Genomic DNA, 12028 nt, shown 5'->3' with positions numbered 1-12028 from the left:
CCTATTTCCCCTCGAGGACGCGGACCGCTTCGTCGATGGGCCCGTCGAAGACGAGCTTCCCCTTGCGGATGACGATGCCGCGCGTGCAGAGCTCCCGGACCTGGCTCCTGCTGTGGCTGACGACCATCATGGTGACGCCCCGGTCGGCGAGTTCCTTCAGCTTGGCGTTGCACTTGGCGCGGAACGGCGCATCGCCGACGGCGAGGACCTCGTCGACGAGGAGCACGTCGAGCTCGACGTGGATGGCGACGCTGAAGGCGAGACGCATGAACATTCCGGAGGAGTAATGCTTGACCTCCTCGTCGATGAATTCGCCGATCTCGCTGAACGCGACGATCTCGTCGAAGCGCGCGGTGGTCTCCTTCTCGCTCATCCCGAGGATGGCGGCATTGAGGAACACGTTCTCGCGGCCGGTGAGATCGGGGTGGAACCCCGCGCCGACCTCGATCAAGCCCGCGACCCGCCCGCGGGTGAAGACGCGCCCCTCGTCCGGCTCCAGCACACCGGAGACGAGCTTCAGCGTCGTCGATTTGCCGGACCCGTTCAGACCCATGACGGCGACCGACTCGCCCTCGCCGATCATGAAGCTGATGTCGTCGAGCGCCTGGAACTGGCGCGCGCGCACCGGCATCCGGCGAATGACGTTGATGGCGGCATCCTTCATCGAGCGGCTGCTGCGCTTGTTGAACCACTTCGACACATGCTCGACGATGATGCGGGGCTGAGGAGTGGAGGACATCACAGTTCCTGGGCGAAGGAGCGCTCGAGGCGCCGGAAGACGAACTGGCCGACGACGAGGCTGAAGATGATGATGCCGACGGCGGCGATGACGTAGTAACCGAATGCCGGGGGCCAGTCGGCGTTCGCCGGTCGTGTGGCGGCGTTCACCACATCGGGCAGGCGCACCCAGAAGGCCTCGTGGAAGAGCTCGAGCGCGACGGCCAGCGGGTTCGACATGTACAGGTCGAACAGCCACGGGATCCCGCGCGTCCGGTCGTAGACCATCGACCACGTGTAGAGGGTCGGGACCGACCACGTGGCGACCGTGCGAATGATCTCGACGACGTTGGTCGCGTCGCGGTAGCGCACATTGACGGCGGAGAAGAAGAGGCCGATCCCGGTCACGAACAACAGGACGATGACGACGCCCGCGAGGATGAGGCCGATCGAGGCGAATGAGGGGATCCAGCCGAACAGCAGGCTCACGACGATGAGGATCGCAAGCTGCGGCAGGAAGTGGATGAACGATCCGATGATCGCGGAGATGGGGAACAGCTCGCGGGGGAGATAGATCTTGCGCACGAGCGCCTTGTTGCCGACGATCGCCCGCGTCGCCGCGCCGAAGGACTCGTTGAAGAGGTTCACCAGGACGATGCCGCTGAACAGGTACAGCGGGAACGCGGGGACGTTCTTGTGCATACCGAGGATCTGACCGACCACGAGGTAATAGACGAGGAACTGGACGGTGGGCCGCACGTACGACCAGAACCACCCGAGCACCGAGTTGCGATAGCGCAGCGAGGAGGTCTTGCCCACGAGCAGGCGCAGCAGGTAGCGGTAACGGACGACATCGAGGATGCCTCGCCCTCGTCCAGGCGTATCGAAGGCGCTGTAGTCGATAGGAGTCACTGATGTCCTCGTTGCCGCCGGGTCACTGCCCGATGCGGGCCACCAGCAATCCTAACGGACGGCAGCTGGAGACCCGGCTGACGCCTACGTGAGGTAGGCAGCAGCCACCCAGCCCGTTCGGGACCCGACGGTGACCTTCCGCCATGTGCCGCTGCTCGCGACCACCGTCACCTTCGTGCCCTTCGGCAGCACCGTGATCACCGTGGCGCTCGTGGATGCTTTCGACCGCAGGTTCAGAGCCGCGGTGGTCGTCTTGACGGTCTTGGACGTCGTGGTGGCGACGGCCCGCAGATAGTCGCCGTGCACCCACCCGGTGCGGGTTCCCACCGCGACCTTGCGCCACTTGCCGCTGGATCCCGTGACGGAGACCTTGGTGCCCGTGGCGAGCTTCGCGATGATCGTCGCGGAGGTCGATGCGGAGGCCCGGAGGTTGACGGTCGTCGTCGCCTGCATGGTCACGGGCTGCGTGCTCGCGACGGCGGTGAGATAGCGACCGTTGACCCAGCCGCTACGGGAGCCCACGGTCACGGCGCGCCATGTTCCGGAGGTCGCGGTGACGGTGACCTTCGTCCCCTTCGCCAGGGTCGTCAGCACCGGGCTGTTCGACGTGGCCGCAGTGCGGAGATTCAGCGCGGCCGTGGTCTTCTGCGCGGACGACGCGGCGGCCGTCGGCTTGTCGGATGTCAGCTGGGAGCTTCGCACCCATCCGCGGAGCGATCCGTGCGTCACCTTGCTCCACGCGCCGCTCGTCGCGCTCACGGCGAGCTGGGTGCCCGGCGTGAAGGAGTACAGCGCGGTGGCGGTGGTCGACATGCTCGCGCGCAGGTGGACGACGGTGGCCGTGTACAGGGTGACCGCCGGGGCGGGCGTCGGAGTCGGCGTCGGCGTCGGCGTCGGCGTGGGAGTCGGAGTCGGAGTCGGAGTGGGAGTCGGCGTCGGCTTCGGAGTGGGCGTCGGTGTCGGGGTCGGCTTCGGAGTGGGAGTCGGCGTCGGCGTCGGTGTCGGGGTCGGCTTCTGCACAGCGACGTAGGCGCTGTGGACCCAGTAGGACGAGCCGCTCAGGGTGACGCGCCACCACTCGCCGTACGTGCCGGTACGGGCGGCGACCGTGCCCATCGTGATCTGCTTCTTGCCGGTGTCGCAACTCGTCGACGGAGCCTTGCGCGCGTTGAGGGCGCCGGTGGTGACCATGACGGTGCCGGATGCCGGCGAGATGCTCGTCGCCGACGGCAGAGCGCAGACCTCGCCGCTGCCGGCCGGCGCGGGCACGGAGACGGAGAGCGCGGACTTGGGTGCCCAGTAGGTCTTTCCGCCCGTGGTCCCCCGGATCCACGCCCCATAGGCGCCGGTGACGGTCAGCTTGGCGCCCTTGGCAAGCGCCTTGGTGGACGTCCCGCACAGTGTGGTCGGCGCCGTGCGCACCGTGACGGCGGCCTTGGTCGTGGCCGTCCCGGTCGCGGCGGCGATGTCCGCTGCGGCGGGCTTCGTGCAGGCGGCGATCTGCGCCGGGGCGCCGGTGGACGGCGACGCCGTCGGGGCGAACCAGTCCACGTAGTAGTTGTAGAAGTTCCGGTTCCCGTAGGTCGAGCACGCATCACCGGTGCCGTACCCGGCGGCGAGCGCCGCGATGTTGGGACGGTACGGCGTGTAGATGTAGAGGTTCGCGGTGGCCCGGTTCTGGATGTAGACCTTCGAGGTGCCGCACGACGCGGTGGGATGCCACTTGACGGTGTTGACCTGTCCCGGCTTGTAGTTGAAGGAGTCCGGGTTCTTCGTGTAGACCTGCTGCTGCCGTGCGCCGAGGTAGACCTGGTTGACGAAGCCTGCCGCCGCGGCGGAGCAGGGTGCGGTGTCGGGGCAGCTCTGCCCCATGGCCGCGCGGTAGGACCAGTCCGTGGGCGCCGTGGCGGTGACGAGGCCCTGCTCCTTCTGCAGCATCACGAGGATGACCTTGGGGTTGATCCCGCACGCGAGTCCCACCGTGGCGATCACCTCGGCGGCCGTCGCGGTCGTCTTGGCCGCGATCTCCTTGCAGTACTTGTCCGCCGCCTTCTTCGGCAGGGCGGTCTTGAAGTTCTTCAGGCACGTCGGCCCCGTCGTCGCCTTGCAGGTCGGGACCTTCGCGGTGAGGAACGTCTGGATCTGGGCGGCGGTGAGCGAGTCGCTGTCGAAGTACTCCGCGTCGCTGATGATGAACCCGCCCTCGAGGATCGAGGGCGGAAGCGCTGCGGCCTGAGCCGCCGCGGGCGCCACGATGCTCAGCAGGGCCGCCACGAGAACGCCCACGAGACTGACGGCGAGGGCTCTCGGGCTCGCCGCACGTCGGCGCACCGGGGGAAGTGACATGTGACCATTGTGACGGAAGTGACCGCCTGATACCACCCGAATCTTCCGATTGGATGAGAGACACGCCGTTTCAAGCGACCTCAGAGGTCGGCGTGCAGCTGCCAGACGCGTTCGGCCGCCCCGGCCCAGGAGAACGCGCGGCCGCGGTCGGCCGCGAGGACCCCGAGTCTCTCCGCCGCTTCCGCGGACCCCAGCGCCGCACCGATCGCTGCCGCGAACGCGTCGACGTCATCGGGTTCCACGATCACTCCCCCGTCGACGATCACCTCGCGGTGCACATCGCTCCCCGCCGCGACGAGCGGCACGCCGAGGCGCAGCGCCTCCACGACACGCCAGGGGAAATGGGTGCGCGTCGACGGCGCCAGGAACGTCACCGCACCGCCGAAGACGGCGGCGCGGTCGACGGGCGCGAGAGCCGTCCGGACATGCAGCCGCCGCTCCGGCACCCCGGCGGCCGCGGCGAGATCGGCGATGGCGGGCTCCCCGCCCTCGGGCGCGTCGATGACGACGATGGGCAGGTCGCCGCCGTGACGGGCGATCGCCTCGAACGCCACCCCGAGGCCGGTCGACGGGGCCGCGGATCCGCTGACGAGCAGGCACCCCTCCGGGATGCCGAGTTCTCTCCGCCGGCCGACCTCGTCGGCCGGTACGCGGAAGTCGGCGGGCGCCGCTCCCGACATGACACGGATCCGCTCCCCGAGGTTCGCGAGCTCGCCGACCCGCGCGGCGGCGGCATGCGTGGGGACGATCACGGCGTCGGCGTACCGGGCGGCGCGGCGCAGCATCCCCTTCTGCCAGGCGACGCTCGTGCGCGGATGCTCGCCCGGGTGCTCCCACGCATCCAGATCCCAGAGCGTGACGATGGTCTGGTCGTGGTCGTGGGCGCGATCGTGTCGCACGAGCGGCGCCATGAGGGTCGGGGAGTGGATGAGGCCGCCACCCGCCCCGGCGGGCACGCCCACCTGCCACGCGGCGGCGAGCCGGCGCGAAGGCAGTGCCGCCCGGTCGACGGCGCTCAGGCCCGGCAGGCGGTGCTGCAGGTCCTCGACGTCGGAGGCCGGCGCGGCGGGGATGAGGGCGGCGACTTCGCAGCCGGCCGGGGCGGTGTCGATGAGCGCGCGGGCGAGCTGTGCCGACGCGACCGCGAGATCGGGATCGGTCGGCGACGTCACCTGGTCGAGCACGATGCGCAGTGTCGCCGTCATTGGAGGAGCCTAACCGCGCTCACGGCGTCGGCGCCGGGGTCTCCGCGGGGTGGAGCGCCCCGTCGACGAGCTCGTGGATCGCGGCGAAGTCCGGCTCGTCGGGGTCGATGTCGTTCTCGAGCGTCAGCTCGATCGTCGTCACCTTCTGCTCCTTGGCCTTCAGGGCGAGGTCCGCGAGATAGGAGATCATCGTCTCCGGCAGGTCGGTGTCGACGATCTGCGAGCCGGCCGAGGCGATGTCCTGGAACCGCGTGACGACGTTCATGGGTGTGAACTGGGCGAGGATCGCCTGCTGCAGCTCGCGCTGGCGCCGCATCCGGTCCCAGTCGCTCGTCGTGTAGCGGGAGCGCGCGTACCACTGCGCGGTGTCGCCGTCCATGTGCTGCGTGCCGGCTTCGATCCAGCCGGTGATGCCCGACAGCGACCCGTCCTCGTTCTCGTGCAGCGCGCCGGTGGGAAGGCGCTCGTCGACCGTGATCTCGACACCGCCGAGTGCGTCGATGAGCGCCGCGAAGCCGTCCATGTCCACGAAGACGAAGTACTGGATCTCGATCCCCAGCACGCCCTCGGCCGCGTCGCGGGTCGCCTCGATGGCCGGCGTCGACCCGATCTCGGCGGCCTCCGGGTACATCGCCTCGCCGTCGAGGCAGAGCCCGACCTCGGTGCTGAGCTGGTTGATCTTGTTGTCCCATCCGCAGACCGGGTCGGCGTGGCCGGTGTGCCCGTCCGGGTAGCGGTCCCGCATGGGTCCGTCGGAGAACGGCACGTTCCGCATGTCGCGCGGGATGCCGGTGATCGTCACGGCACCCGAGTCGGCGTTGACGGAGACGACGGAGATGCTGTCGAAGAGCATGTGGTCGCGCCCCTTGGCGCTGTCCGCGCCCAGCAGCAGGAAGTTGTAGTAGCCGTCAGAGGGCGGCACGCTCGGTCCCGCGCCGAACACCGACGCGATGGCCTCCCGCGCCGAACCGGCGTACTGCGCGGCGGCGAGGGCGCCGCCACTGGACAGCGCGAGCAGCGCCACGGACAGTGCCGCGATGCCCACGCGGGCCCGCGGACGCGCGCGCACGAGTCGGGTCAGACGCAGGGTGTCGATGGCAAGGACGGCCCACAGCACCGCGTAGACCACGCACAGCACCTGGATGAGCAGCAGCACGAACCAGCTCGTCAGCACCGTGATGAGCATCGACCGCCAGAGCACCGCGGTCAGCACGCCGACGACGGCGAGGACCCAGAAGGCCAGGGTGGCGCCGAGCCCCACGCGGCCGAGCCGCCGGTTGCCGGCGAGCACCTGGGCGGACCCGGGGATGAGGAAGCCGATCAGGACGAGCCACCACGCGCGGCGCGTCATGACCGCCTGCGACGAGACATCCGGATGCCGCAGCGGTCTGTCCTGGAGCACCCCCGCCGACGCCGCGGGCGCCCGGGTGGAGCGCGGCGGGCTGAGCAGGGTCATAGAGCGTCCTTCAGGCGGCGGTTCTTCTCCTCCACCTGCTCCTCGAGGGAGCGGGCGTACTGCTCGAGGCGGTCGCCGAGTCGGTGGTCGTCCGCACCGAGGATGCGTGCAGCGAGGATGCCGGCGTTCTTCGCGCCGTTGATCGAGACGGTGGCCACGGGGATCCCGGCGGGCATCTGCACGATGCTGAGGAGCGAGTCCAGCCCGTCGAGGGTCGCGAGCTGCACGGGCACGCCGATCACGGGAAGGGGCGTGAGCGAGGCCAGCATCCCGGGGAGGTGCGCGGCGCCGCCGGCGCCCGCGATGATCACTTTGAGCCCCCGTCCACGCGCCTCGCGGCCGTAACGCAGCAGCTTGTCGGGGGTGCGGTGGGCCGAGACGACCTCGACCTCATGCGGGATCGCGAAGTCGGACAGCATCTGCGAGGCATCGCTCATGACGCGCCAGTCGGAGTCGGATCCCATGACGACGCCCACGAGCGGGGTGTCTGACGAGTGCAGCGGCCGGTTCACTCGACCAGGCTAGGCGTCCCGGCTGGAAGATGCCCGCAACGGCACGGCTGTTCAGTCCGCGAAGAACGCCGCGGCGGCCCGGGCTTCGTAGACCACGCCGTCCAGCTCGTCGCCGACCGCCGTCACGTGCCCGACCTTGCGGCCCGGGCGGGGATCCTTGCCGTAGGTGTGCACCTTCACGGCGGGGTGCGCGTCGAGCACGGCGGGCAGCCGGGCGTCGAGGCCGTCGCGGAGCGGGCCGCCCAGGATGTTGACCATGACGGACCAGGGCTGACGCGGCGACGCGTCGCCCAGCGGCAGGTCGAGCACGGCCCGCAGGTGCTGTTCGAACTGCCCCGTGACGGCGCCGTCCTGGCTCCAGTGCCCGCTGTTGTGGGGGCGCATCGCGAGCTCGTTGACGAGCAGACGGTCGTCGCTGGTCTCGAACAGCTCGACCGCGAGCATGCCGGCGACGTCGAGCCCTTCGGCGATCTGCGCGCCGATCGAGGCGGCCACGTCGCTGAGCCGTGCCGAGGCGTGCGGCGCGGGTGCGAGGACCTCGGCGCACACGCCGTCGCGCTGCACCGTCTCCACGACGGGGTAGGCGACGAGCTGGCCGGAGGGGCGGCGGGCGACCTGCTGGGCGAGCTCCCGCGTGAAGTCCACGAGCTCCTCGACGAGGAGCTCCCCGCCGTCGCCGAGCGCCGTGAGCCAGTCGGCGACGTCGTCCGGCGCCGACACCACGCGGACGCCCTTGCCGTCGTAGCCGCCGCGCGGCGTCTTCACGACCGCGCGTCCGCCGTGCGCGTCGAGGAAGTCCTGGAGGCCCGCGGCGTCGGAGACCGCGGCCCAGTCCGGCTGGGGCAGTCCCAGTTCGGCGAGGCGCGTGCGCATGCGGAGTTTGTCCTGCGCGAACCAGAGGGCGTGCGGGCCGGGGTGCACGGCGACCCCGGCGTCGACGAGGGTGGTGAGCACGTCCTGCGGGACGTGCTCGTGGTCGAACGTGACGACGTCGACCTCGCGCGCGAAGGCCAGCACGGTCTCGGCGTCGCGGTAGTCGCCGACCGCCGTGGCGGCCAGGTGGGCGGCCATCCCCGGCTCCTCGGCGAGCACGCGGACGTCGATGCCGAGCTCGACGGCCGGCGCGATCATCATCCGCGCCAGCTGCCCGCCGCCGATGATTCCGACCCGAAGTGCCATGACTGCTCCTTAGCTCCCTCCCATCTTCGCGCATCGGGGCGCGGGGATGCGGTGGGGTCAGGCGCCGGGCGCGACGACGGGGATGCTGTGCGAGTCGCGGTGCGCGAGGATCTGGCTGACCTCGACCTGGTCCGCGAGAACCTCGTGCACGAGGCGAACGGACGGGATGTTCGGGAGGCGGAGCGGTGCGTCGATCCCGTTCGAGAGCGTGAGGGTGCCGGCACCCCACATCCGCTGGATGGGACCGCGGCGCTCGGCGATCGTGTAGCCGCGGGCGTGGCTGAGCTCGGTGCGGCGACGCCCGATGAGCCCGGACTGCGCGATGACGCGGCGCGTCGTGATCGTGTAGGTGCGCGACAGCCACGCGAGGAAGGGCACCACGACGAGCAGCAGGACGACCAGTCCGGCGGCCGCCCACAGCATCCAGTCCTCGAACGGCGCGGGGAGATTGCCGGCGAAGAAGCCGACGGCCGCGGCGACGGCCAGGAGGACGAGCACAGGCCACAGCAGCGACCGGCCGTGCGTACGGAGGCGGGCGATCCGCAGTTCGGGGCTCGACGCAGCCGGCACCGGGGTGAGCGGGCGCCCCGGGTACGCGGTCGGCTGAGTCACACCCCCATTGTGCGGGGCGCCTCGGACGGTCGGCGGGCGGCGCGCCCGGATCTAGCGCACGTGGACCACGTCGCCGGCCGCGACAGCGGTCTCGGCGTCCGCGGTCCGCACGAGGAGGCGCCCCTCGGCGTCCAGTCCGGTGGCCCGGCCGACGAGGGTCGTGCCGTCGGGCAGGGAGACCCGCACGTCGGAGCCGACGGTGGCGCAGAGCTCCTGGATGTCGGCGTGGACGGCGTCGGAGCGTCCTCCCGCGACGGCGAGCGCGGCGATCCGGTCGCGCAGCCCGGTCAGGAAGTCGGCGAGGAGCCGGTCCTCGTCCGCCTCGCGTCCGAGCGCCGCGAAAGACGTCGCCGTCGTGATCGGCAGGTCGGCGTCCGTCATGGCGGTGTTGACCCCCGCGCCGACGACGACGGCGAACGGGTCCGAGGGCAGCACTTCGGCGAGGATGCCGCTGATCTTCCGACCGTCCACGAGGACGTCGTTCGGCCATTTCAGCGCGACGTCGTGCCCGCTGAGCTGCGCCGCCACGGCCCGCGTCATGGCGGCGCCCGCGATGAGCGGGATCCAGCCGCGCATCGCGGCGGGGACCGCGCTCACCCGCAGGAGCACGGAGACGGCCAGCGCCGTCCCGGGCGGCGTCGTCCAGGTGCGGTCCAGGCGCCCTCGGCCGGCGCGCTGATCGCGCGTGAGGACGAGGGAGAGGTGCGGGTGGCCGTCCGGGTCGCCGGCCGCGTCGGCGAGGAGTTTCGCGTTGGTCGAGTCGATCGTCTCGACGACGTGCACGCGCGGGCTGACAGCGGCGGCGAGGGGGTAACCGTGCGGGGAGAGCGCCATGACGCCACCCTACGCGCGCCGCCTCGCGCCGCCCAGACCTGCCGGAACCCACAGCCGAAGCGCCGCCTCGTTGTGGCCTCACTCCAACCGACGGCCGAACCCGCTCGCTAGTGTGGAACGCGTGACCGATCAGCCCGACCTCTCCACGACCGCCGGCAAGATCGCCGACCTCCGCGCGCGCTACCAGGAGGCGGTCGTCGACGCCGAAGCCGTGGCGGTCCAGAAGCAGCACGCGAAGGGCAAGCTCACCGCCCGCGAGCGCATCGAGCTGCTCGTGGACCCCGGCTCCTTCGTCGAGCTCGACGAGTACGTCCGCCACCGCACGACCGCGTTCGGGATGGACCGCTCCCGCCCCTACGGCGACTCCGTCGTGACGGGCACCGGCACGATCCACGGCCGCACCGTGGCGGTGTACGCGCAGGACTTCACCACCTTCGGCGGCTCGCTGGGCGAGGTCGCAGGCGAGAAGATCATCAAGGTCATGGAGTTCGCGCTCCGCGGCGGCATGCCGATCGTCGGCATCCTCGACTCCGGCGGCGCGCGCATCCAGGAGGGCGTCGTCGCCCTCGGCAAGTACGGCGAGATCTTCCGCCTGAACACCGCGGCATCCGGCGTCATCCCGCAGATCTCGATCATCATGGGCCCGGCCGCGGGCGGCGCGGTGTACTCCCCCGCGCTCACCGACTTCGTCGTCATGGTCGACAAGACGAGCCAGATGTTCGTCACCGGCCCGGACGTCATCAAGACGGTCACCGGCGAGGACGTCGGGATGGAGGAGCTCGGCGGTGCGTACACGCACAACACGCGCTCCGGCGTCGCGCACTACCTCGCCGAGGACGAGGACGACGCGATCGACTACGTCCGCACGATGCTGGGCTTCCTGCCGGACAACAACATGTCCGAGCAGCCCGCGTACGAGCACGAGTTCGAGTGGGAGACCACCGACTCAGACCGGGTCCTCAACACGATCATCCCCGACTCCGCCAACCAGCCCTACGACATCCACCAGGTCATCGGGCACATCGTCGATGCGGGGGACTTCCTCGAGGTCCAGCCCCTGTTCGCACCGAACATCGTCATCGGCTTCGGTCGCATCGAAGGCCGGACGGTCGGCATCATCGCGAACCAGCCGTCGCAGATGGCGGGAACCCTGAACATCGAGGCCGGCGAGAAGGCGAGCCGGTTCGTGCGCTTCTGCGACGCGTTCTCGGTGCCGATCCTGACCCTCGTGGACGTGCCGGGCTACCTGCCGGGTACCGACCAGGAGTGGACCGGCGTCATCCGCCGCGGGGCGAAGCTCCTGTACGCGTATGCCGAAGCCACCGTGCCGCTCGTGACCGTGATCCTGCGGAAGGCCTACGGCGGCGCGTACATCGTGATGGGCTCCAAGCAGCTCGGGGCGGACATCAACCTCGCCTGGCCGACGGCGGAGATCGCCGTCATGGGCGGCCAGGGCGCCGTGAACATCCTCTACCGGGGCGAGATCAAGAAGGCGGAGGAGGCCGGCGAGGACGTCGCCGCCGTCCGCACCCGCCTCGCCAACGAGTACACCTACAACGTCGCGTCCCCGTTCCTGGCCGCCGAGCGCGGCGAGCTGGACGGGATCATCGAGCCGGCCCAGACGCGCGTCGCCGTCGCGAAGGCGCTGCGGGCGCTCCGCGGCAAGCGCGCGAGCCTGCCGGCGAAGAAGCACGGGAACATCCCGCTGTGAGCGACGTGGATGCCGGCGGTACGGGAGAGGCGGAAGCGCACCTCCTGCCGGTCGAGGTGCGCCGCGGCGACCCCACGCCGGAGGAGCTCGCCGCCGTGCTCGCCGTCGTGACGGAGACGTACGAGCGGGAAGCCGCCACGACGATCGTCGAGGAGGACCAGGCGCCCGCGTCGGCGTGGTCGATCTCCGCGCGTGCGCTGCGCGAGCCGCTGCGGCGCGATGTCGGCTGGGGCCGCTTCCGCGGCTGACGTAACATCGCGGAAATGTCCCCCGAAATACCTACAGACGCCGGGGGCGCCCCTCCCCCAGACTGGAACCGCTGGAACGCTTCTGCGTTCGGTCGGATCGCCTCAGTGGTCCGGCCCCGCGAGTCGGTTTTCGGGTAACCGCTCGCATGGCGAGGGGCGGGCGGCTTCGCCGCCCCTCGCCTCCCTCTCTCTTCGGCCCTTCAGGCCGACGCCATGGAGACGCGTCCGTCGTCCGTGCGTCCGGTGCCGGTACGTCAGGTGCGCCGGGGCTCACGGCGCCGGCGCGTCACGTGCCT

The 12028-nt window shown here is 70.7% G+C and carries 11 protein-coding genes; 2 read left to right on the top strand and 9 right to left on the bottom strand.

Annotated features, from left to right (window positions below):
* Position 1: 1 nt before the first annotated feature.
* The 9 genes from QZL85_RS12885 to QZL85_RS12845 form a co-directional block, all read right to left on the bottom strand.
* Positions 2-739: an ABC transporter ATP-binding protein gene (locus QZL85_RS12885; RefSeq protein ID WP_295577350.1), complete on the bottom strand. Its 738-nt coding sequence runs from the start codon at positions 737-739 to the stop codon at positions 2-4.
* On the bottom strand, positions 739-1629 hold the full coding sequence (locus QZL85_RS12880; RefSeq protein WP_295577348.1) for an ABC transporter permease: 891 nt from the start codon (positions 1627-1629) through the stop codon (positions 739-741). The genes QZL85_RS12885 and QZL85_RS12880 overlap by 1 nt, the downstream gene beginning before the upstream one ends.
* A gap of 84 nt (positions 1630-1713) precedes the next feature.
* Positions 1714-3975, bottom strand: a complete 2262-nt coding sequence (locus QZL85_RS12875) for an SH3 domain-containing protein (protein WP_295577346.1) — start codon at positions 3973-3975, stop codon at positions 1714-1716.
* 80 nt (positions 3976-4055) lie between these two features.
* Entirely contained in the window at positions 4056-5180 is a 1125-nt protein-coding gene (locus QZL85_RS12870; protein WP_295577343.1) for a glycosyltransferase, read from the bottom strand.
* 19 nt (positions 5181-5199) lie between these two features.
* Complete coding sequence (locus QZL85_RS12865; protein WP_295577341.1) at positions 5200-6636, bottom strand: LCP family protein; 1437 nt, start codon at positions 6634-6636, stop codon at positions 5200-5202.
* Positions 6633-7100, bottom strand: coding sequence for a 5-(carboxyamino)imidazole ribonucleotide mutase (gene purE, locus QZL85_RS12860; RefSeq protein WP_295577631.1), 468 nt, complete (start codon positions 7098-7100; stop codon positions 6633-6635). The genes QZL85_RS12865 and purE overlap by 4 nt, the downstream gene beginning before the upstream one ends.
* Positions 7101-7199: 99 nt before the next feature.
* Positions 7200-8327, bottom strand: a complete 1128-nt coding sequence (locus tag QZL85_RS12855) for a 5-(carboxyamino)imidazole ribonucleotide synthase (protein ID WP_295577339.1) — start codon at positions 8325-8327, stop codon at positions 7200-7202.
* A 57-nt stretch (positions 8328-8384) separates the two neighbouring features.
* Positions 8385-8939, bottom strand: coding sequence for a PH domain-containing protein (locus QZL85_RS12850; protein WP_295577337.1), 555 nt, complete (start codon positions 8937-8939; stop codon positions 8385-8387).
* Between the two features lie 51 nt (positions 8940-8990).
* Positions 8991-9773: a biotin--[acetyl-CoA-carboxylase] ligase gene (locus QZL85_RS12845; RefSeq protein ID WP_295577334.1), complete on the bottom strand. Its 783-nt coding sequence runs from the start codon at positions 9771-9773 to the stop codon at positions 8991-8993.
* Positions 9774-9894: 121 nt separating this feature from the next.
* Between QZL85_RS12845 and QZL85_RS12840 the strand changes: the two genes are divergently transcribed.
* Positions 9895-11484 (top strand): acyl-CoA carboxylase subunit beta, encoded by a 1590-nt coding sequence (locus tag QZL85_RS12840; protein ID WP_295577332.1) that lies wholly within the window; start codon positions 9895-9897, stop codon positions 11482-11484.
* Positions 11481-11732, top strand: coding sequence for an acyl-CoA carboxylase subunit epsilon (locus tag QZL85_RS12835; RefSeq protein ID WP_295577330.1), 252 nt, complete (start codon positions 11481-11483; stop codon positions 11730-11732). The genes QZL85_RS12840 and QZL85_RS12835 overlap by 4 nt, the downstream gene beginning before the upstream one ends.
* Positions 11733-12028: the final 296 nt, after the last annotated feature.

This window comes from uncultured Microbacterium sp., from assembly GCF_900078385.1.
Taxonomy (GTDB): domain Bacteria; phylum Actinomycetota; class Actinomycetes; order Actinomycetales; family Microbacteriaceae; genus Microbacterium.
The sequence above is the reverse complement of the archived record's forward strand: the minus strand, read 5'-3'. Positions and strand labels throughout refer to the sequence as shown.

Coding starts and splice junctions, on each gene's coding strand:
- QZL85_RS12885 (WP_295577350.1), bottom strand. CDS start 739: ATGTCCTCCACTCCTCAGCCCCGCATCATCGTCGAGCATGTGTCGAAG.
- QZL85_RS12845 (WP_295577334.1), bottom strand. CDS start 9,773: ATGGCGCTCTCCCCGCACGGTTACCCCCTCGCCGCCGCTGTCAGCCCG.
- QZL85_RS12870 (WP_295577343.1), bottom strand. CDS start 5,180: ATGACGGCGACACTGCGCATCGTGCTCGACCAGGTGACGTCGCCGACC.
- QZL85_RS12855 (WP_295577339.1), bottom strand. CDS start 8,327: ATGGCACTTCGGGTCGGAATCATCGGCGGCGGGCAGCTGGCGCGGATG.
- QZL85_RS12875 (WP_295577346.1), bottom strand. CDS start 3,975: ATGTCACTTCCCCCGGTGCGCCGACGTGCGGCGAGCCCGAGAGCCCTC.
- QZL85_RS12865 (WP_295577341.1), bottom strand. CDS start 6,636: ATGACCCTGCTCAGCCCGCCGCGCTCCACCCGGGCGCCCGCGGCGTCG.
- purE (WP_295577631.1), bottom strand. CDS start 7,100: ATGGGATCCGACTCCGACTGGCGCGTCATGAGCGATGCCTCGCAGATG.